This window comes from Pseudomonas sp. GM78 (assembly GCF_000282475.1).
Lineage (GTDB): Bacteria > Pseudomonadota > Gammaproteobacteria > Pseudomonadales > Pseudomonadaceae > Aquipseudomonas.
This window is the reverse complement of the sequence record NZ_AKJF01000196.1, coordinates 21,116-42,771: the sequence shown is the minus strand read 5'-3', so window position 1 is coordinate 42,771 and position 21,656 is coordinate 21,116. Positions and strand designations below refer to the sequence as shown.

General features: G+C 61.6%; 14 protein-coding genes. 9 read left to right on the top strand and 5 right to left on the bottom strand.

What is annotated here, in order from left to right:
• Window positions 1-81 precede the first annotated feature (81 nt).
• From PMI35_RS05760 to mfd, 3 genes are read right to left on the bottom strand one after another with little or no spacing between them, the layout of a single operon-like run.
• A complete protein-coding gene (locus tag PMI35_RS05760) occupies window positions 82-2,775 on the bottom strand; it encodes a DEAD/DEAH box helicase (protein ID WP_008064441.1) in 2,694 nt (897 codons plus the stop codon).
• 11 nt (window positions 2,776-2,786) lie between these two features.
• On the bottom strand, window positions 2,787-3,353 hold the full coding sequence (locus tag PMI35_RS05765) for a CsiV family protein (protein ID WP_008064439.1): 567 nt from the start codon (window positions 3,351-3,353) through the stop codon (window positions 2,787-2,789).
• A gap of 10 nt (window positions 3,354-3,363) precedes the next feature.
• Entirely contained in the window at window positions 3,364-6,813 is a 3,450-nt protein-coding gene (gene mfd, locus PMI35_RS05770) for a transcription-repair coupling factor (protein WP_008064438.1), read from the bottom strand.
• A 362-nt stretch (window positions 6,814-7,175) separates the two neighbouring features.
• Between mfd and PMI35_RS05775 the strand changes: the two genes are divergently transcribed.
• The 7 genes from PMI35_RS05775 (at window position 7,176) to sthA (ending at window position 18,249) form a co-directional block, all read left to right on the top strand.
• Window positions 7,176-8,639, top strand: a complete 1,464-nt coding sequence (locus PMI35_RS05775) for a glyceraldehyde-3-phosphate dehydrogenase (protein WP_008064436.1) — start codon at window positions 7,176-7,178, stop codon at window positions 8,637-8,639.
• 700 nt (window positions 8,640-9,339) lie between these two features.
• Window positions 9,340-10,545 (top strand): HlyD family efflux transporter periplasmic adaptor subunit, encoded by a 1,206-nt coding sequence (locus tag PMI35_RS05780; protein ID WP_008064434.1) that lies wholly within the window; start codon window positions 9,340-9,342, stop codon window positions 10,543-10,545.
• Window positions 10,542-11,786: a hypothetical protein gene (locus PMI35_RS05785; protein ID WP_008064433.1), complete on the top strand. Its 1,245-nt coding sequence runs from the start codon at window positions 10,542-10,544 to the stop codon at window positions 11,784-11,786. Before PMI35_RS05780 ends, PMI35_RS05785 begins: the two co-directional genes overlap by 4 nt.
• A gap of 1 nt (window position 11,787) precedes the next feature.
• Window positions 11,788-13,938, top strand: a complete 2,151-nt coding sequence (locus PMI35_RS05790) for a glycosyltransferase family 2 protein (protein ID WP_008064430.1) — start codon at window positions 11,788-11,790, stop codon at window positions 13,936-13,938.
• A 9-nt stretch (window positions 13,939-13,947) separates the two neighbouring features.
• Window positions 13,948-15,387 (top strand): efflux transporter outer membrane subunit, encoded by a 1,440-nt coding sequence (locus tag PMI35_RS05795; RefSeq protein ID WP_008064428.1) that lies wholly within the window; start codon window positions 13,948-13,950, stop codon window positions 15,385-15,387.
• Between the two features lie 234 nt (window positions 15,388-15,621).
• Entirely contained in the window at window positions 15,622-16,647 is a 1,026-nt protein-coding gene (locus PMI35_RS05800) for an FAD:protein FMN transferase (RefSeq protein WP_032832007.1), read from the top strand.
• A gap of 207 nt (window positions 16,648-16,854) precedes the next feature.
• The gene (gene sthA, locus PMI35_RS05805; protein ID WP_008064424.1) at window positions 16,855-18,249 is read left to right on the top strand and encodes a Si-specific NAD(P)(+) transhydrogenase; all 1,395 of its coding nucleotides are present in this window, start codon (window positions 16,855-16,857) and stop codon (window positions 18,247-18,249) included.
• A 42-nt stretch (window positions 18,250-18,291) separates the two neighbouring features.
• Here the strand turns inward: sthA and PMI35_RS05810 are convergent, their stop codons facing one another.
• Both PMI35_RS05810 and PMI35_RS05815 read right to left on the bottom strand, forming a co-directional pair.
• Window positions 18,292-19,014, bottom strand: coding sequence for a glycerophosphodiester phosphodiesterase (locus tag PMI35_RS05810; protein WP_008064422.1), 723 nt, complete (start codon window positions 19,012-19,014; stop codon window positions 18,292-18,294).
• A gap of 12 nt (window positions 19,015-19,026) precedes the next feature.
• Entirely contained in the window at window positions 19,027-19,608 is a 582-nt protein-coding gene (locus tag PMI35_RS05815) for a PilZ domain-containing protein (RefSeq protein WP_008064421.1), read from the bottom strand.
• A gap of 94 nt (window positions 19,609-19,702) precedes the next feature.
• On the opposite strand from PMI35_RS05815, the gene PMI35_RS05820 reads away from it, so the two are divergent.
• On the top strand, window positions 19,703-20,953 hold the full coding sequence (locus PMI35_RS05820) for a lipoprotein-releasing ABC transporter permease subunit (protein WP_008064420.1): 1,251 nt from the start codon (window positions 19,703-19,705) through the stop codon (window positions 20,951-20,953).
• Between the two features lie 7 nt (window positions 20,954-20,960).
• The gene (gene lolD, locus PMI35_RS05825; protein ID WP_162831855.1) at window positions 20,961-21,644 is read left to right on the top strand and encodes a lipoprotein-releasing ABC transporter ATP-binding protein LolD; all 684 of its coding nucleotides are present in this window, start codon (window positions 20,961-20,963) and stop codon (window positions 21,642-21,644) included.
• The last annotated feature ends 12 nt before the right edge of the window (window positions 21,645-21,656 follow it).

The window sequence follows — 21,656 nt, the reverse complement described above, 5'->3', positions numbered from 1 at the left end:
CAGGCTCGCTCCCACAGGTTCGGTGACATTCCTGTGGGAGCGAGCCTACTCGCGAAAGCAATCTACTAGGCGCCGCCAGTCTCAACGCTTCTCCAACTTGTCCGGCAACGGCGCAAACAACGCCTCGATATCATCGCTCTGCAACTTCCAGTCCCCGGCCTGCCGTCCATCCAGCACACCCGCCGCCAGGTCGGATTTTTCCTTTTGCAGGTGCTGGATCTTCTCTTCCACCGTGCCGCGCGCGATTAGCTTATAGACGAACACCGGCTTCTCCTGTCCTATGCGATAAGCGCGGTCGGTGGCCTGGTTTTCCGTTGCCGGGTTCCACCAGGGGTCGTAATGAATCACGGTGTCCGCTTCCGTCAGGTTCAGGCCGACACCACCGGCCTTCAGGCTGATGAGAAAGATCTGACGCTTGCCGCTCTGGAATTCCTTCACCGGTGTACGACGGTCGCGGGTCTGTCCGGTCAGCAGTGCGTAGGGCACGCCGCGCTTGTTCAGCTCTTCTTCGATCAATGCCAGCATTGAGGTGAACTGCGAAAACAACAGAATCTTGCGGCCTTCCTCGAACAGCTCTTCGAGCATTTCCATGAGGCTGTCGAGCTTGCCCGAGGTACTGCCCCGAGTCGGAATGGGGGCTTCATTGACCAGGCGCAGATCGCAGCACACCTGGCGCAGCTTGAGCAGCGCCTCGAGGATGATGATCTGGCTGCGGGCCACGCCTTTGCGGGTGATTTCGTCGCGGACTTTCTTGTCCATGGCCAGGCGCATGGTTTCGTACAGGTCGCGCTGGGTTTCGTTGAGCTCGACCCAATGGATGATCTCGGTCTTGGGCGGCAATTCGGTCGCCACCTGTTCCTTGGTGCGACGCAGCAGGAAGGGTTTGATCCGGCTGTTGAGGTGCTGAAGCCGGACTTCGCTCGCGCGCTTTTCGATGGGCACCCGGTAATCGCTGTTGAAGCTTTTGACGTCGCCGAGCCAGCCCGGCAGCAGGAAGTGAAACAGCGACCACAGTTCGCCCAGGTGGTTTTCCAGCGGCGTGCCGCTCAGGCACAGGCGCTGGCGGGCATTGAGCTCGCGGGCGGCCTGGGCGGCCTTGCTGTTGGGGTTCTTGATGTATTGCGCTTCGTCCAGCACCAGCACGTGTAATGGCTGCTTCGCCAGGCGTTCGACATCCTTGGGCAGCAACGCATAGGTGGTCAGGATCAGGTCGTAATCGGCCAGGTTGTCGAAATGCTTTTTGCGGCTGGCGCCATACAGCGCCAGCACCTTGAGTTGCGGGGTGAAATGCGCCGCTTCGTCGAGCCAGTTGGGAATCAGGCTGGTGGGCATCACCACCATGCACGGGCGATCGAGGCGACCGGCGTTTTTCTCGCTGAGGATGTGCGCCAGGGTCTGCAGGGTTTTACCCAGGCCCATGTCGTCCGCGAGGATGCCGCCGACTTCCAGTTGGCGCAACGACTGCATCCAGCTCAGGCCTTCGAGCTGATAAGGGCGCAGTGTCGCGTTCAAGCCGTCCGGTGCCGTGGCGGTGTAGTCTTTGATGTCGCGCAGGCGTTGGGCAAAGCTGCGGATCTGCTCGCCACCTTCCCAGAGCAGCGGCAGGTCTTCCAGCGAGTTGAGGCGCGTGGCGTCGGCCTTGCTCAGGCGCAGTGTGGTTTCGCCAGGTTCTTGAAGATAGAACTCGCCAAGCGTCGCCAGTACCGGTTTCAGGCGGCCGAAGGGCAGGGCGACTTGCAAGGGGCCGTGCTCGGCGTTCGGCCGGTTGGGAATGTTGACCAGGATCAGCTCGTCGTCGCGCCGGCGGGCGAGGCGTTCCGGGTTGAGCAGTTCGGTGTGGGAGCGCATCAGGTTCAACAGGATCGGCAACAGGCTCAGCCGCTCGCCATTGACGATGATCCCCAGCTCCAGGTCGAACCAGTCGCGCTCCGGTACCTGTTCGACCGTGGCGTACCAGTCGTCCACGGCGGTCAGGTCGAAGCCGAAGTCCTCGTTTATCTGCAGCTCCCAGCCCTGGGTGCGCAACTTCGGCAGTTCATTGAGGGTGAAGGTCAGCCAGGCGCTGTCATTGACCATCTCGAACAGTTCGCCTGCGCTTTCCGGCAGGGCCTTGCTTTGCCGGGTGGCGATCTTGAAGCCGAGGATTCGCAGCTGTTCCCGGTAGGACTGTTCGACGTCCGGGTGGCGTTTTATCCGTAGAGTCTGGGTCTCCTGGCGAATCAGGATGTCGGAGTTCTTCTGGCCCGAAACGTACTCATCCAGATAGCCGAAAGACAGCGCGGCGCGATGCTGGATGTAACGTTGCATCCGCCCGTTGCGCGGCTCGAAGGCGCTGAACTCGATGCTCGCCAGCCACAGGCGCGGTACCGGTTGCACGTTATCCACCATTACTTGCGGTGGCGCCTTGGGGCTACGGTTTTCCAGCACCGCCTGGAGTTTTTCCAGGAGTTCGGCGTCTTTGGCGGCGGCGGGGTAGTCGAGGGTTTCCTGGATTTGCAGGAGTACCGCCGCGCAATGTTTGCAGTTGCTGTGCACTGGGCAGGAGCAGATGGCGTCGACCATCAGCAAGGTGCCTTTGGCCGACTCGCGCAGGCGAATGGTCTGACGGTAAACGTTACCGCCAGAGCCTTCGCACGCCGCGGTGATCGTCGCGTCGCCGACCTCGACTATCCTGACGCGGTTCTCCAGTGCATACCGGCGACCGCGCTCCAGGCTCTGTTCCTTGAATCGGCTGACCCAGGAAGGTGCCAGGGGTTTGCTCAGGGTCGCGGACATGGGGGGCTCAATCAGTCCGGGACGACTTCAGGGGCTTCCCGGGGAGCGGGCGCCGTCAGTGAGGTGATCTTGATCAGCAGGCCCAGGTGGCCGTTGTCGAGAAAGTTCAGCTGGCCGTTCTTGGTGTGGCTTTCCTGTTTCAGGCGTTCGCTGGCGGTGACCAGGCCTTCGTCGTTGAACTGGTTGACATAGAAATCGGCGTCTACATCGGTGAAGCGTCCCAGAGTCAGGTTCAGTGTGCCTTCAATCGGGTATTGGCCGAACTGTTCCTTGCCGTCGCTGACTGCCACCTTGACCGGTGTCTCGCCGAGCGTCTGCTGCCACGCCTTGTGCAGCAGCACGCTGTACTCATTGCTGGCGGTGAGTTTTTCCACTTCGCTGTTGAGGCTCGGCGTGCGCAGGCTGTCGGGGCTGACGGTTTGCGCGCCTGCGGCCCAGTCTTCCGGCGCGGCACGGCTGACAATCGCCGGCACGGCATTCTGCCGCACCAGAATCATTTCAATCTGATACAGATCATCGGCAAACACCGAAGGGGCGACCAGGGTTATCAACAAGGTCAGTGAGCGAAACAGGCGCATGCGGCGTCCTTCAAGCAGTTTTCGGGATGAGACGCTCAAACAGCGCCTCTACAGTATTAAAGCGTTCTTCCGAGCGCTCCATCGGGACCTGGAATTTAAACATCGTGGCCCCTTCGAATTTGTAGCGTTTGGGCTGGCTCTGGATCAGCTTGATCAGGGTCAGCGGATCGACCGGGGTCTGTGTCGCAAACTCGATTCGACCACCCTGCGGGCCGCCGTCGACTTTCTTGATGCCCAGCAACTCGGCCTGCAATTTCAGCGAGGTGATGCGCATCAGGTTCTTGGTCGGCTCCGGTAACAGGCCGAAACGGTCGATCATCTCTACCTGCAGATCCTTGAGGCCTTCCTCGTCGGTGGCCGAGGCGATGCGCTTGTAGAGAATCAGGCGGGCATGGACGTCCGGCAGGTAGTCTTCGGGAATCAACGCCGGTACGCGCAAGTTGACTTCCGGACCGCCACCCAGCGGTTGATCGAGGTTGGGTTGTTCACCCTTGCGGATCGACTTCACCGCGCGCTCGAGCATTTCCATGTACAGCGTGAAGCCGACCGCCTGGATCTGCCCGCTCTGGCCGTCGCCGAGCAATTCGCCGGCGCCGCGGATTTCCAGGTCGTTGGTGGCGAGCACGAAGCCCGCGCCGAGGTCCTGGGTGTTGGCGATCGCTTCCAGGCGCTTTTCCGCGTCCGCGGTGATCTGCTGGCGCGGCGGTGTCAGCAGGTACGCATAGGCCTGGTGGTGACTGCGACCGACGCGACCACGCAGCTGATGCAGTTGTGCCAGGCCGAACTTGTCGGCGCGCTCGATGATGATGGTGTTGGCGCTCGGCACGTCGATGCCGGTCTCGATGATGGTCGAGGCGATCAGCACGTTGAAGCGCTTGTGGTAGAAGTCGCTCATCACCTGTTCGAGCTCGCGCTCGCGCATCTGCCCGTGGCCGATGCCGATCCGCGCTTCCGGCACCAGCTCGGCGAGGTCGGCGGCGCATTTCTCGATGGTCTTGACGTCGTTGTGCAGGTAATAGACCTGGCCGCCACGCAGCAGCTCACGCAGCAGGGCTTCCTTGACCGTGCTCTTGTTCTGCTCCATGACAAAGGTGCGCACCGACAGGCGACGGGCCGGCGGCGTGGCGATGATCGACAGGTCGCGCATGCCCGACACGGCCATGTTCAGCGTGCGCGGAATCGGCGTGGCGGTCAGGGTGAGGATGTCGACTTCACTGCGCAGGGCCTTGAGCTGTTCTTTCTGGCGCACACCGAAGCGGTGTTCTTCGTCGATGATCACCAGGCCCAGGTTCTTGATTTTCACGTCGTCGGACAGCAACTTGTGCGTGCCGATGACGATGTCGATCTTGCCTTCGGCGAGGTCCGCGACTGCGGCATTCACTTCTTTGGCCGACTTGAAGCGGCTCATCACTTCCACGCTCACCGGCCAGTCGGCGAAGCGGTCGCGGAAGCTGTTGTAGTGTTGCTGGGCGAGCAGGGTGGTCGGTACCAGGATCGCCACCTGGCGACCGCCGTGCACCGCAATGAACGCCGCACGCATGGCCACTTCGGTCTTGCCGAAGCCGACGTCGCCGCACACCAGGCGATCCATCGGTTTGGGCGCGAGCATGTCTTCGCGCACCGCTTCGATGGTGGTTTGCTGGTCGGGCGTTTCTTCGAACGGGAAGCCGGCGCTGAAGGTGGCGTAATCGGCTTTCGGGTCGGCGAAGGCATAACCTTCACGCGCGGCGCGGCGCGCATAGATGTCGAGCAATTCGGCCGCGACGTCGCGCACCTGTTCGGCGGCCTTGCGCTTGGCCTTTTGCCAGGTCTCGGAGCCCAGGCGATGCAGCGGGGCGAGGGCGTCGTCGCTGCCGGTGTAGCGGGCGATCAGGTGCAGGTTGGCCACCGGCACGTACAGCTTGGCGCCCTCGGCGTATTCCAGGGCGAGGAACTCGGCGGTCTGGCTGTCGATTTCCAGCGTCGCGAGGCCGAGGTAGCGACCGACACCGTGGTCGATGTGCACCACCGGCGCGCCTTCGCGCAGCTCGGTGAGGTTCTTGATGACGGCGTCGTTGTTGGCGTCGGCGCGTTTCTCGCGGCGCCGGCGCTGCATCACGCGCTGGCCGAACAGCGGGCTTTCGGCGACCAGCGCCAGGGCCGGATCGTCGAGCACCAGGCCTTCGTCCAGCGGTGCGATGGTGATCGCCAGGCGTTCCTTGCCGGCAACAAAGTCCGGCCAGCTGTCGACGGTCTTCGGTCGCAGCTTCAGGCGTTCCAGCAGTTCCAGCAGTACTTCGCGACGGCCCGCGGATTCGGCGGTGAACAGCACGCGCCCGGGGAACTTGTCGAGGAAACTGGAGAGCGCCGCCAGCGGCTGGTTGGCCTTGGCTTCGATGGCCAGGTTCGGCAGTTCACGCGCGGGGAAGCGTTCGCGGCCGGCACCGGTTTCCACGTCCTGCTGGCTCGCCACCACCCGCGGCCAGTTTTTCAGGCGCGCGAAGCAGTCCTCCACCGGCAGGAACAACTCGGCCGGCGGTAATAAAGGACGGGATGGATCGACACGCCGCTCTTCATAACGATTGCGCACGTCGTTCCAGAAGTTTTCCGCGGCCTGTTCGATGCCTGGCAGGGAGAACACTTGGGTGTCCTGGGGCAGGTAATCGAACAGTGTCGAGGTTTCTTCGAAGAACAGCGGCAGGTAGTACTCGATACCGGCGGGGGTAATCCCGCTGTTCAAGTCCTGGAAGATTGGGCAGCGACGGAAGTCGACATCGAAGCGTTCGCGAAAGCGTGCCTTGAAGCGAGTGACGGCTTCTTTCTCCAGCGGGAATTCCTTGGCCGGCAGCAGCTTGACCGAATCGACCTTGTCGATGGAACGCTGGTTTTCCGGGTCGAAGGTGCGCAGGGTTTCGATTTCGTCGTCGAACAGGTCGATCCGGTAAGGCAGCTTGCTGCCCATCGGGAACAGGTCGATCAGGGAGCCGCGCACGGTGAATTCGCCGTGCTCGTACACGGTATCGACGTAGCGATAGCCGGTGGCTTCCAGGCGGGTGCGCATTTGCTCGACGTCGAGCTTCTGGCCGACATCCAGCACCAGGCTGCTGCCGAGCAGAAATTTGGTCGGCGCCAGGCGGTGCAGGGCTGTGGTGATCGGCACCACCAGCACGCCATGACTCAGCTCCGGCAATCTATAGAGAGCCGAGATGCGCTGGGAAATGATGTCCTGATGTGGCGAGAACAGGTCGTAGGGCAGGGTTTCCCAATCGGGGAAATGCAGTACGGGCAAATCCGGGGCGAAGAAACTCAGCTCCTGTTCCAGTCGTTCGGCACTTTGGCTGTCGGCTGTGAGCAGCAGGGTAAAGCGCTTGGCAGCGCTGGCGGCCTCGGCGATGGCCAGGCTCAGGGCGGCACCGGGCAGGTTGCCCCAGTGCTGTTTACCTGCCGCGGCAGGGAGAAGCGGTAGACGCAGAACGGGCACGGAAGGTTGAGCTCCAAGCGTTGCGACAAAGTCGGTAATTGTAGCGGCCTCGGGTGCCGGCTGTCAGTCGCAGATGTGTCTATTACGCGGGTAAGGAGAAATGTAGTGGTAAAGACAAAATTGCGGTGTTTTTTACTGGAAATTAGCAATTATGTAGTGGCAAAACCAACCAGTGTTACGGATGGTTACGGACAAGGTTGCGCTGTCCCCAAAAAATTGATGATGCCGGAGGCCCCGGTTTCATTGGGCTTCAGCGGGGCGTGATTTTTTTGAAGGAGAATTTGTTACGAACAGTGCGACAAGCGCGCATTGCTACACGAGGCGTGCGGCGGCATAATGTAGCCCCTTTTTTCTGCCCCTACATGTGGAAGGTTCCCGTGACTCAGAAGCCCGACCAGTGTCTTGGTGAATGGATCGACCGTGAAGCACTCGCAGAAGCGATGATTCCGCTTATCGGTCAGCTCTACCGCAATAACAACGTGGTGAGCTCGATCTATGGCCGCAGCCTGATCAATCGTTCAGTCATTGCGATTCTCAAAGCTCACCGCTTTGCTCGTCACCGTCAGTCCGACGAAAGCGAGCTGTCCGTCCACGAAACATTCCCGCTGCTCAAGGCGATGAGCGAGCTCAAGCTCGGCGCCGCTTCGGTAGACCTGGGCAAGCTGGCAGCCAAATTCAAGGCTGAAGGCAATGGCCGTACTGCCGAGCAGTTCGTCCGTGAAGAAATGGCCGACGTGGTTGGCCAGCAAAACGCTTCCGCCCGCAAAGGCACCGACGTTGTCCTGTACGGCTTCGGTCGTATCGGCCGTCTGCTGGCGCGCATCCTGATCGAGAAAACCGGTGGCGGCGACGGCCTGCGCCTGCGTGCCATTGTGGTCCGCAAGGGCGCCGAGAACGACCTGGTCAAGCGTGCCAGCCTGCTGCGTCGCGACTCGGTTCATGGTCCGTTCGATGGCACCATCACCATTGATGAAGCCAACAACACCATCACCGCCAACGGCAACCTGATCCAGGTTATCTACGCCAAGAGCCCGACCGAAGTCGACTACACCCAGTACGGCATCGAGAACGCACTGATCGTCGACAACACCGGTGTATGGCGTGACGCTGACGGCCTGGGCCAGCACCTGGCCTGCCCGGGCGCTGCCCGCGTGATCCTCACCGCACCTGGCAAGGGCGCGCTGAAGAACATCGTGCACGGCATCAACCATGGCGACATCAGCCCTGACGACAAGATCATCTCCGCGGCTTCCTGCACCACCAACGCCATCGTGCCGGTGCTCAAAGCTGTGAATGACAAGTTCGGCATCGTCAACGGCCACGTCGAAACCGTTCACTCGTTCACCAACGACCAGAACCTGATCGACAACTTCCACAAGGGCAGCCGTCGTGGCCGCGCCGCGCCGCTGAACATGGTAATCACCGAGACTGGTGCCGCCACTGCAGCCGCCAAGGCGCTGCCAGTGCTCAAGGGCAAGCTGACCGGCAACGCGATTCGCGTACCTACGCCGAACGTGTCGATGGCCATCCTGAACCTGAACCTGGAAAAGGCCACCACCCGCGAAGAGATCAACGAGTACCTGCGCCAGATGGCCATGCACTCGGACCTGCACAAGCAGATCGACTACGTCAATTCGCAGGAAGTGGTTTCCACCGACTTCGTTGGCTCGCGCCACGCAGGCGTCGTGGACGCTGAAGCGACCATCACCCAGGATAACCGCGTTGTACTGTACGTCTGGTACGACAACGAATTCGGTTACAGCTGCCAGGTGGTTCGCGTGATGGAAGACATGGCCGGTGTAAACCCGCCAGCATTCCCGCGCTAAGCTCTTTAGCTGCACATGAAAACGCCCCGACCTTGGTCGGGGCGTTTTTGTTTTGATAGTTTGTTGGACGTCAAGGTGTTGACTGAATCGGCCCCTTCGCGGGCAAGTCGGAACGCCGCTCGCTTGCTCCTACAGGATTGTGTCGTGCCCAAATCTTGCGGCAAACACCAATCCCTGTAGGAGCGAGGCTTGCCCGCGAAGAGGCCCTCGAACCCACCGCAGATCTTAGATTACTTATATCGATTTAATCTTTCTGGTAAGCAGTTAAGCGTTATTTAGATTTCGATACAAAGTTCATTTAATTATTAAAAATAAAAAACTCCCAATAAAAATAGGTAGTTGGCGAGCAGTTGTGTCTGGGTGGTTTTGATGGATCCAATTATAGAGCTGTTACATATTTGACGTCATTTAATTGTTCGAAGCGGATGCTTGACACTCCATTTCTCTGAATCTAGTGTCGCCAATAACAGACCCGCTCTGCCACGGGTTTGGTAAGTCCTGCTACTGCGCTGTACAGCAACTCTCCAAAAAGACGGGAATCCCATTCCCGCTCACATCACAATAAAAATCATATCAATCAGCGTCGGCTTAATTGCCGTCCAGTGATCAATTGCGTGTTCTCACCCTGCCAAAAGTATTTCGCGGTCATGGTCTGTTATTGCCTGGCTGATATGCGGTTGGTCTATCGGGAGAGTCGAACATGGCGCAAGAACGCTCGAAGTTGTTATCGCTGTTACCGCGCCTGGTGGGTTTGGGTGTGCTGGGGTTTATTGTCTGGTTGTTGCTGTCGACCTTGCTCATGCCGCTGGTGTCGGCCTCTGCTACCCGGGCGATTCTGAATGCGCCGGTGATTCTGTTGACCACACCGATCGATGGCGTGGTGAGTTCCCTGGCGGTCAAGCCCGGTGTGACGTTTGCCCAGGGCCAGAAAATTGCCGTGGTGGAAAACCCGCGAGCGAACCAGGAAACCTTGCTGACCCTGCAAACCCGACGCCTGACCCTGGAGCAACAGCTGTCGTCTTCGGCCAGCCAGGCCGAGCACGATCAGCGTTACTACGAGGAGCTGGAGAAAACCAGCCAGCGCTACCAGGCCGCGTTTCATACCCGCCAGCTGTACACGCAAAGAGCCCTGAAAGCCGAGAACAGTGCTGCCAGTGCGCGCTTGATCGATGCCCAGGAAACGGTCGAGCGCAATCTCGAGTTGTTCGTCCAGGGGGCGGTCAGTGGTGCGGTGGTGGCTTCGTCGAAAGCGCAGCTGGCTTCGTTGCAAGGCGCGGCCGAGTCGGTGCGTTCGCAGTTGCGGATCACCGACGGTGACGTCAGTGCCGCCAACAAGCAGGTCTACCTCGACCCCGATCAATTGCGCATGTTCGATCTCAGCGCGCAAATGACCACGCTCAAGCTCAGCCTGGAGAATCAGGCGCGCAACCGCGCGACCTATCAACAGGAGCTCGACAACCTCGACCAACTGATCGCGACCGAACAGAACCGGATCAAGTTGATGGCCGGCTATGACGTCGTGGCCTATTCGCCCGGGACCGTCCAGGAACTGCTGGCGCCCCAGGGCACGCTGGTGCAGGCCGGCTCGACCTTGCTGCGGGCCACCGATTGCGCGCAGAGCTATGTGATCGCGGTGTTCCCCGAGCGCATGGCCAGCAAGATCGACCGCGACAGCGTGCTGACCGTGAAAATCCGCGGCCTCGACCAGCCCCTCAAGGCCAGTGTGGTGCAGTTGTTGTCCAGCGCTTCGGACATGCGCGCCAATACCTACAGCGTGCCGTTTCCCTATGCCGAGCAGAATTCGGTGTATGTGGTCGGCACCTTTGCCGCGGACCTGACGGACAACCAGCGCGCCATGACCTGCAACCCGGGCTTGTGGGCCAGCGCCGAGGTATCGCGACCATGAACAGGATTGTGCGCGCAATATCGGGCGTGATGCTGATCGCCAGTGGAGTGCCCGCCTTGGCAGAGCAAGCCCGGCCGCAATTGGCGGCAATGACCTGTGCGGCGCTGGATCAGGCCGTGACATCGCAGCCGGCAGGTCCGGTCCTGGTGGCCAGTTATCCACCGCTCGCGGGCCAGCCTGCGCCGATCCTGGCGTTGCGCGGCGTGGCGTTCACCTATGACAACGCGTTGGCCAGCATTGCCTTGTTTGCCTGCGGCAAGGCCGAGTCGGCACGGCGGATTGCCGATGCGTTGGCGTTCGCCACCGGCCATGATCCGGAGTATCAGGACGGGCGCCTGCGCAACGCCTACGCCGCAGGCCCGGTGGCTGCGCCGTCGATGAAGTTGCCGGGCTATTGGAGTGTCGAGCGCAACGCCTGGAACCAGGACGCCTATCAAGTCAGCAGCGCCACCGGCAATCAGGCCTGGGCGGCACTGGCGCTGCTCGAAGCGTTTCGCCAGAGCGGCGAGGCGTCATACCTGGAGGCGGCGCGAAAAGCCCTGCACTGGTCGCAGCACAACACCTACGACGGGCAAGCGCCCGCCGGTTTCAGTGGTGGCTACTACGGGTACTTTTCCCAACAGGTCCAGCAGAACTGGAAATCCACCGAGCATAACGTCGACCTCGCCGCTGCCTGGTCGGCGCTCGACGCGGTGGCGCCGAACCAGGATTCGGCAAAGCAGGCGCACATTGCCCGGCAGTTTGTCGCGAGCCAATGGGACGCCGGGGAAGGGCGCTTCCTGATCGGCACTGGCGCGGATGGCCAGACCTCGGACCGCGTGCGCTCTGGGCTGGATGCGCAGATCTGGCCCTTGATTGCCCTGCATGAGCCACCCAAGGACTGGCGGCGGGTCTTCGCCTTCATCGACCGCGCTCACCGTGCCGGCGAAGGTTACGGTTTCAACCGCGACCCCGATGGCCTGTGGACCGAGGGCACCGCCCAGGCCGCTGCGGTGGCGCGCTTGAGTGGCCTGAGTGACAAGGCGCAACCGCTGTGGAGCGTGCTGCTGGCCCAGCAGGCCGGCAACGGCTGGCTGTTCGCAACCCCGGCGGCGCGCATCAGTACCGGGCTGGCCATAGGCCCGGACTCGGTCTCCAACGATTTTTTCTACTACCACCTGCCTCACCTGGGCGCCACGGCATGGGCGGCGATTGCCGCCACCGGCGTCAATCCCTTTACCGGTTCGCAAGAGGCTGACTGACATGCAGGCACTGGACTCGCTGCAACTGCTGCAAATCAATTTCTGGACGCTGGCAGCGGTGATTCTGTTCACCTGCCTGACCCACCGCGATCAGTGGGCCGCGCGGGTCGGTTTCGGCGCGGTCACCGCGTTGCTGCTGGTCAACTATGCGGCCTGGCGGATTCGCGACACCTTGCCCGACGGCCATTCCGGATTCGCCACGGTCTGGGCCTACACCTTCCTGTTTTTCGAGATGCTGGCGATTGGTTACACGCTGTTTTCCATCGTGGTGATGCTCTGCCGCACGGATCACCGCAAGGAGGCGGATGCCGGCGAACGACGTTTGCGAGCGCAGGGTAACGCGGTGCCGGCGGTGGATATCTTCATCGCCACCTACAACGAAGGCCTGGAAATCCTCGAAAAAACCATTATTGCCGCCCAGGCGATCGACTATCCGAACTTCACCATCTGGGTGCTCGACGACACCCGCCGCGACTGGTTGCGCGACTACTGCGCCGAAATGGGTGTGCAATATGCGCGGCGCCCCGACAATTCCCATGCCAAGGCCGGCAACCTCAACAACGGCCTGCGCCAGTCGGCGGCCCTGAGCAACGCGCCGTACATTCTGGTGCTCGATGCCGACTTTGCGCCGCAACAACCAATCCTCCTGCGCACCCTGGGGCTGTTCGATGACCCCAGGGTCGGCCTGGTGCAGACGCCGCAGTTCTACTACAACCCCGATCCGATCCAGCACAACCTCGGCACGTCGGCCTGTTGGGTGGATGAGCAGCGGGTGTTCTTCGATGTGTTCCAGCCGGCGAAGGATGGCTGGGATGCGGCGTTTTGCGTCGGCACATCCTTCGTGGTACGGCGCGATCTGATTACCGAAGTCGGCGGTTTTCCTACGGGCTCGGTGTGCGAAGACATCTACACCACCTACCGGTTGTTGCAAAAAGGCTATGTCACCCGCTGGTTGAATGAGCGCCTGTCCATTGGTTTGTCTGCCGAAGGCTTGACCGAGTACATCAATCAGCGTGGGCGTTGGTGCCTGGGCACGATCCAGGTGGCGTTGCTCAAGGAAGGGCCGTTGCGCGGCAGCGGTTACACGCTCAATGACCGGCTGCACTACATCCACGGGCTGATGCACTGGTTTTCCAAGCCCTTCATCTTGATGATGCTGGTGTCGCCGGTGCTGTACTGGTACTTCGGCATCGCCGGGTTCTACGCCAATCCGGTGGATTTCCTGGCGTTCGGCATGCCGGCCCTGATTGCGTTCTGGGGCTACGGGACCTGGGTGACGGACCGGCGAACCTTGCCGATCTTTACCGAGGTCACGCAGATCGTGGCCTCTCTTTCGGTCACGGCCACCATCGCCAGCGCGATGATCCGCCCGTTCGGAAGACCGTTCAAAGTCACCGCCAAGGGCCTCGACCGTACGAAAACCATGGTGCACTGGAAGCTGTTCGGGTTCTTTCTGGCCCTGACCCTGCTTTCACAGTTTGGCGCCTACATCGCCATCAGCACCGCGGCCGCGTTCGACGGCAACATGCTGTTCAACCTCTGCTGGACGGTGGTCGCGCTGATCTACAACCTGGCGACCCTGGTGGCTTGTGTCGACCGCCCACGCTTGCATGGCGAAGAGCGCTTTCCATTCGACAAACCCACCGGGTTTCGTTTTGGCGGCAAGGTCCTGGCGGGGCGCCTGGTGGATATTTCCCTCAGTGGCGCATCGCTCAATTGCGCCTTCGCCTCCTCGATCAAGCCGGGGCTGTGCGGCCAGATCTGGATCGACAAGCTCGGTTGGCTCGATGTCGAGGTCATGCGCAATCACGGTGAGGACCAGTTGGGCCTGCGCTTCGCCGACCTTGATGAAGAGCTGCGCCGGCGCCTGATCGCGCGGTTGTTCAGCGACGCGACCATCAACGTCGTCAGCAAGGCCGAGCCGGCACAAGCCTTCGGCACCTTGCTGCAGCGCTCGTTACTCGGTGAAAAGCGCCTGGCACCGCGTTCTCCTAAGCTGGTCAAGACGCCGGCTTTCGTTGCGCCACCGCGGTGGCGGCCGATCACTGTGCGTTCGCGTAAACAGGCTGTGCCGTACATCAGTGCCGAGCGGTCGGGCCTGTGGTCGCTGCTTCTTTCCCCCTTGCGAGCTTTGCTCGGCCAACGTCTTTAGGTACGCGCCATGAACCGTTGCTTGCCCACTTCCTGTTTCATGACCTTGTTTTTGCTCGGCGGTTGTTCGCTGGAACCGACCTACGAGAAACCCGAGGCACCGATCGACCAGCAATGGCCGGCGAACACCGCCGGTGAATGTTGCAGCGGCAAACAGGCATTCGATAAGGATTGGCGCGGTTTTGTGGTCGACGAGCGCCTGCGCCAGTTGATCGACATGGCCCTGGCCAACAACCGCAGCCTGCGGCAGTTCGCGGCCAGCGTCGAGGAGGCGCGGGCCGGGTATGACAGTGCGCGTTCCGGGCTGTTTCCTACGATCGGCATCGACACTTACGCCGGTCGCAGCAAGTTGCCGCCGTTGGTGCGCACACCGGGAGGCGGCGATACGGCTGGCAGCATCGCCAACACCTATCAGGCAACGGCGGGTTTTACCTCCTACGAGCTGGACCTGTTCGGTCGCATCCGCAGTCAGCGCAATGCAGCCGGGGCGCGATTCGAAGCGTCCGAGGCCGATTACCAGACGGCGCGGCTGGCGCTGATCGGCGAAGTCGCCAGCACCTGGTTGAGCCTCAAGGCCAACCAGCATTTGCTCGACCTGGCGCAGACCACCTGGCAATCCCAGGACCGTTACGGGCAGCTGTTGCGCAAGAGTTATAACCTCGGTTCCAGTGCGCGGATCGACGTCCACCAGGCGGATGCACAAACCAACACGGCGGCGGTGCAGGTCAATACCTACCGCATGCAAGTGGCGCAGGACATGAACGCGCTACGGGTGCTGGTGGGGCAACCGGTGCCGGTGGGGTTGCTGCCGACCGGCGCGCTGGGTGAGCAGTTGGCGACGCTGGACGTGCCGGCGGGGTTGCCGTCGGCGCTGGTTGAGCGACGGCCCGACATCATGTCGGCCGAGGCGCAGCTGCGCGCAGCCAACGCGGATATCGGCGCAGCCCGCACGGCGTACTTCCCGACCTTTTCCCTGACGTCGGCACTGGGCAGCCTGACCGGGGAATTTTCCCAGTTGCTTTCCGGCCCGGCGGAATTCTGGGCGGTGGCGCTGGCCGGCTCGTTGCCCTTGATCGACGGCGGCGCGCGGCGCGCGCAAGTGGATGCCAGTCATGCCCGCTTCGCCGGCCAGGCAGCGGCCTATGAAGCCACGGTGCAGAATGCTTTTCGCGAAGCGGCCGATGCCCTGAATGCCCGGCAGGAAATGCTCACCCAGGTCGAGTACCAGAAAAAGCTGGTAGGGGATTATCAGGAAGCCTACCGCCAGTCGCGCCTGCGTTTCGAGTCGGGGCTGGACAGCTATTTTTCCACCATGGATGCGCAGCGGTCATTGTTTGATGCGCAGCAGAAATGGGCGCAGCTGGAATTGGCGCGGGAGATCAACCAGGTGACGTTGTACAAGGCACTGGGGGGAGGGTGGAGCCAATCGTTGAAGGTGGCGGATCGTTGAATCTCCGGTGTCTGGTCAGGCCTCATCGCGGGCAAGCTCGCTCCCACAGGTTTTTGTGGTGTATCTGCAATCTTTGGCGAAACACAAATCACTGTGGGGGCGGGCTTGCCCGCGATAGCGGGGTGTCAGTCGAAACGGATATGGCTGACATACCGCTATCGCGAGCAGGCTCACTCCTACAGTTCTATCGCATAATGATTGGCCCTGGCGTTGTGTCAGGGGTCATTCAGAAGGATGCGGGATTTGTTGACCTGGCGACGGTATGGTCTTTTGGTGCTGATCGGCACCTTGTCCGCCTGCGGCAATGGCGACTCCATGGAAAGCTTCGGCGGCCCCACCATGGGCAGCACGTATTCGATCAAGTACGTACGTCACGCCGGTCTTCCCGCCCCGGCAGACGTGCAGGTCGAGGTCGAGAAGATCCTGTCGGATATCGACCGGCAACTGTCGACCTATCGCAGTGATTCGGACATCGAGCGATTCAACGCTTTGCCCGCCAATCACTGTCAGGCAATGCCCGCGTCGGTCCTGGAGTTGGTCCGCGTGGGTGAGCAGCTGTCAGTGCAAAGCGCAGGCGCTTTCGACTTGACCGTCGAACCGCTGCTCGATCTCTGGGGTTTCGGCCCACAGGCCCGTGAAGAAAAAATCCCTACCGCCCAGGCGCTGGCCGAGGCGCGCCAACGTGTCGGTCACGACCATCTGCGCATTGACGGCAATAAGCTGTGCAAGGACGCCGCTGTCGAAGTCGACTTCAACAGCATCGCCGCCGGTTATACGGTGGACACGATTGCCGCCAGGCTCGAGGCCATGGGCATCCACGACTACCTCGCCGAAGCCACCGGTGAACTCAAGGCCGCCGGCCGGAAACCCGACGGCACCGCGTGGCGCATCGCTGTGGAAGAACCTCGCGACGATCAACAGGTGGCCGAGCGCATCATCGCCGTCGACGGCTATGGCGTGTCGACGTCGGGCGACTACCGTAACTATTTCGTGCAGGGTGGCCAGCGTTTTTCCCACACCCTCGATGCCCGCACAGGTTTACCGGTCTCACACAGCCTGGCGTCCGTCACGGTGATTCATCCTTCAGCGTTGATGGCCGATGGCTTATCGACCCTGTTGCTGATTCTCGGCCCGGAGCAGGGGTGGGACTACGCGGAAAAACACGACATCGGCGCATTTTTTGTGATGCGTGCCGATACAGGTTTCGTCACACGCAGCAGTCACGCGTTTGAGCGTCTGAGCGGCAATAAAACCGAGTGATTGCGGCAATCCGGGCATTGAAACCTGGCGTTGTAGTGCAGGCAAAACTAGCCTACGACGCGACCAAGGGTTAATGTGCGCGGCGTTGACGCTTCTATAGACTGTGTCCGGGTTCTGCATGGGCCCCAAATTGTTCCTTCATGCCACAGATTGGCGTGATTTAGCCGCAGGTGCCGCTGGCGCCGCGGCCTGTTCTGAGGAGTACGCATGGCTGTCTACAACTACGACGTGGTGGTGTTGGGTTCCGGCCCGGCAGGGGAAGGCGCGGCAATGAACGCCGCCAAGGCAGGGCGCAAGGTGGCGATGGTCGATAGCCGTCGCCAGGTCGGCGGCAACTGCACTCACTTGGGCACCATCCCGTCCAAGGCACTGCGTCACTCGGTCCGGCAGATCATGCAGTTCAACACCAACCCGATGTTCCGGGCCATTGGTGAACCGCGCTGGTTCTCGTTCCCGGACGTGTTGAAAAGCGCTGAAAAAGTGATCTCCAAGCAAGTCGCCTCGCGCACCGGCTACTACGCCCGTAACCGCGTCGATGTGTTCTTCGGCACCGGCAGCTTCGCCGACGAACAAACCATCGAAGTGGTCTGCGCCAACGGCGTTGTCGAAAAACTGGTGGCCAAGCACATCATCATCGCCACCGGCTCGCGACCTTATCGTCCGGCCGACATCGATTTCCATCACCCGCGTATCTACGATAGCGACACCATCCTCAGCCTCGGCCACACCCCGCGCAAACTCATCGTTTACGGCGCCGGCGTGATCGGTTGCGAATACGCCTCGATCTTCAGTGGCCTGGGGGTACTGGTTGAGCTGGTGGACAACCGCGGTCAGTTGCTGAGCTTCCTCGACTCGGAAATTTCCCAGGCCCTGAGCTACCACTTCAGCAACAACAACATCACCGTTCGCCACAACGAAGAGTACGACCGCGTCGAAGGCGTGGACAACGGCGTGATCCTGCACCTCAAGTCCGGCAAGAAGATCAAGGCCGACGCCTTGCTCTGGTGCAACGGCCGCACGGGCAACACCGATCAGCTGGGCCTGGAAAACATCGGCGTGAAGGTCAACAGCCGTGGCCAGATCGAAGTCGACGAGGCGTACCGCACCGCCATCCAGAACATCTATGGCGCGGGCGACGTGATCGGCTGGCCGAGCCTGGCCAGTGCCGCCCACGACCAGGGCCGTTCGGCCGCTGGCAGCATTGTCGACAACGGCAGCTGGCGCTTCGTCAATGACGTGCCGACCGGGATCTACACCATTCCGGAGATCAGCTCGATCGGCAAGAATGAGCAGGAGCTGACCCAGGCCAAGGTGCCGTACGAAGTCGGCAAGGCGTTCTTCAAGAGCATGGCCCGTGCGCAGATCGCCGGCGAACCGCAAGGCATGCTGAAGATCCTGTTCCACCGTGAAACCCTGGAAGTGCTGGGCGTTCACTGCTTCGGCTACCAGGCCTCGGAGATCGTGCACATCGGCCAGGCGATCATGAACCAACCGGGCGAGTTGAACACGTTGAAGTACTTCGTCAACACCACGTTCAACTACCCGACCATGGCCGAAGCCTATCGGGTCGCCGCGTACGACGGCCTCAACCGGCTTTTTTGAGCGGCTCCGGCCGGTGGCCTGAGCCGGCCGGGGAGACCGATTTCAGCAATTCTCGAGCGTGGCAGTGGCCAAACCGGGAAAGTCTGTAATCAGGCTGTCAACGCCGAAATCAGCGAGCCTGCGCATCAGCGCGGGTTCGTTGACTGTCCACACCGACACATGCAGCCCCTGGCGCTGCGCCTTCTGCAGGCGTTCCGGCGTGCACAGGGTCCAGTTCAGCGCCAGGATCTCGCAGCCGTAACCTTGCGCGACCTTCAATGGGTCGAGCCAGGCGTATTCGGCCACCAGGCCGCGGGACACGTCCGGCACCAGGTCCAGCGCCGCCCTCAAGACTTCCCGCGAACTCGAGGTGATGGTGATCCTGTCCAGCAGGCCATGCCGTTGCGCCATTTCGCGAATCGCCAGCACCGTCGTGGCGGCGCGGGTGCGTGAAGCGCTCTTGACCTCCAGCTGCCAGTGCTCGAAATCGCATTGCTCGAACAGTTCTTCCAGGGTCGGAATCGGGCACGGCTTGATCCAGCCCGGCCCCCCCTTGCGCGCATCGTAGGTCACCAGGTCCGCCGCGGTGTGCTCCACGACTTTGCCACGGCGGTCGGTGGTGCGCTTGAGCGTCGGATCGTGGATGACCATCAGCTCGCCGTCCATGGACAGGTGCAGGTCCAGTTCACAACGGCGCACGCCGTGCTTGAGGCATTGCTGGAAGCTGGTCAGGGTGTTTTCCGGTGCTTCGCCCTTGGCGCCGCGGTGGCCGTAGATGAGGGTCACGATCGTTCCTTTTTAAATGCCTGATTCGTTCAGTTCGCGGGCCAGGCGTCGTTCCTGGGCCTGCCTTTGCAAAATGTAGCGCGCCAACAGTTGCCGCTGGGCATCGGTCAGGTGTTCGAACTCGGTGCCGACATCAAAGCCTTCGCCCTTGCGGTCGCAATGGGTGACGCGTGCGCGCAGCAACAGGCCCAGGGCCTGGGGCATCAGCACCAGCTTGATCGACAGGCGCGCGTCGGTGGCGATGGGTGAGGGGTACTGGAAGTCGATGCCGCCTTCGGAAATGATCACCGGCTGTGGTTCGCCGATTTGCCCGAGCACGGTGATGGCGACCACCTGGCTGAGCAGGTCGATGCGCTTGTTCTGGGATTTGAGGAACGCCGCGAGGGTGCGGTCGCGCTCGCTGATCTGGCGCAGCAGGTGCTGGGACTCGAATTCGCTCAGGTGCAGTTCGCTGAGCAGATTGAACAGCGGGGAAGCATCCTGCAACACTTCCTGCCCGGCGGCTTCGAGGGCTGACAGGGGCCGAATTTCCAGTGCGATCATGTCCTCGATACGGTAGTATTCGCGGCGATCTTCTTCATCTAATGTCGACATGGCGAACCCATGGTAGCGGCGGTGGTCTGAGTGTAAAGCTGGTTATCGACCCCCGCCACAAGGACGTTCCTTTTCCCTCCGAACAAGCCCCGACATGTTCAGACCTCTCTTCGTATTTATCGGCACGCGTTATACCCGTGCAAAGCGTCGCAATCATTTTGTGTCATTCATTTCCCTGACCTCGATGATCGGACTCGCCCTTGGCGTGGTCGTGATGATCGTGGTGCTGTCGGTCATGAACGGCTTCGATCATGAGATGCGCACCCGCGTGCTGGGCATGGTGCCCCACGCGACCCTCGAATCCGGCGAGCCGATCAGCGATTGGCAAGGCCTGGCCGCCAAGGTCAAGCAGAACCCGCAGGTGTCGGCCGTAGCGCCGTTCACGCAAATGCAGGGGTTGCTGACCAACAACGGCAAGGTCAACAAGATCCTGCTCAATGCCATCGACCCGGCGCAGGAACGCCAGGTGTCGATCATCGATAACTTCATGCAGCAGGGCAAACTCGACGACCTGGCGCCGGGCGAGTTCGGCATCGTCATCGGCGACAAGGCGGCGGCCAAGCTTGGTGCGGCCGTCGGCGACAAGCTGACATTCGTGGCGCCGGAGGTCACCGTGACCCCCGCCGGGATGTTCCCGCGCATGAAGCGCTTCACCGTGGTCGGCATCTTCCATGTCGGCGCCGGTGAGCTTGATGGTTACCTGGGCATTACCAACCTGCAGGACCTGGCGCGCCTGCATCGCTGGAAACCGGATCAGGTCCAGGGCCTGCGGCTGAAGTTCGACGACCTGTTCCAGGCGCCGCGCACGGCGTGGAGCATCGCCCGCGAGCTGGGCGAAGACCGTTACTACGCCCGCGACTGGACCCGCACCCACGGCAACCTCTACCAGGCGATCCGCATGGAAAAAGCCATGATCGGCCTGTTGTTGCTGCTGATCGTCGCGGTCGCCGCGTTCAACATCATTTCCACGCTGGTGATGGTGGTCAACGACAAGAAGGGCGATATCGCGATCCTGCGCACCCTCGGCGCCACGCCGGGCACGATCATGCGCACCTTCATGGTCCAGGGCACGGTCATCGGCGTGGTCGGCACGGCCATCGGCGCGGTGGTCGGGATTTTCGCCGCGCTCAACGTCAGCGCCGCGATCTCGGCGCTTGAAGGCCTGATCGGCCACAAGTTCCTCAACGCCGACGTGTATTTCATCGATTACCTGCCGTCGCAGGTGCAGAGCCAGGACGTGGTCATGGTCTGCTGTGCGGCGTTGGTCCTGAGTTTCCTCGCCACCCTGTATCCCGCCTGGCGTGCCGCGCGCACCCAGCCGGCGGAGGCGTTACGTTATGAGTGAGTCGGGCATGAGTGATAAAGCAATCTTGAGCTGCCGCAGCCTGGGCAAATCCTACGAGGAAGGCCCGGAGTCGGTGGAAGTGTTGGCGGGCCTGCAACTGGAGTTGCACCCGGGCGAGCGTGTGGCGATCGTCGGCAAGTCGGGCTCGGGCAAGAGTACCTTGCTCAACCTGCTGGGCGGCCTCGATACGCCGACCAAGGGCAGCGTCTGGCTTGACGGCGAAGAACTGTCGGCGCTGAGCGAAAAGAAGCGTGGCCTGCTGCGTAACCGCGCCTTGGGCTTCGTGTACCAGTTCCACCACCTGCTGCCGGAATTCACCGCCCTGGAAAACGTCTGCATGCCGCTGTTGATCGGCAAGACCGCGATCCCCGAGGCGCGCAAGCGGGCCACGGCGTTGCTGGAGCGGGTCGGGCTGGGCCATCGGCTGGAGCACAAGCCGGCCGAGCTGTCCGGTGGCGAACGCCAGCGTGTGGCCATCGCCCGCGCCCTGGTGAACAACCCCGGCCTGGTGATGCTCGACGAGCCGACCGGCAACCTCGATTCCCACACCGCCCAGGGTATCCAGGACTTGATGCTGGAACTCAGCACTTCGATGCGCACGGCGTTCCTGGTGGTGACCCACGACATGAACCTGGCCCGCCAGATGGACCGCGTCCTGCACTTGCAGGAAGGTTGCCTGACGCCTATCTGACCGGTTGAAACC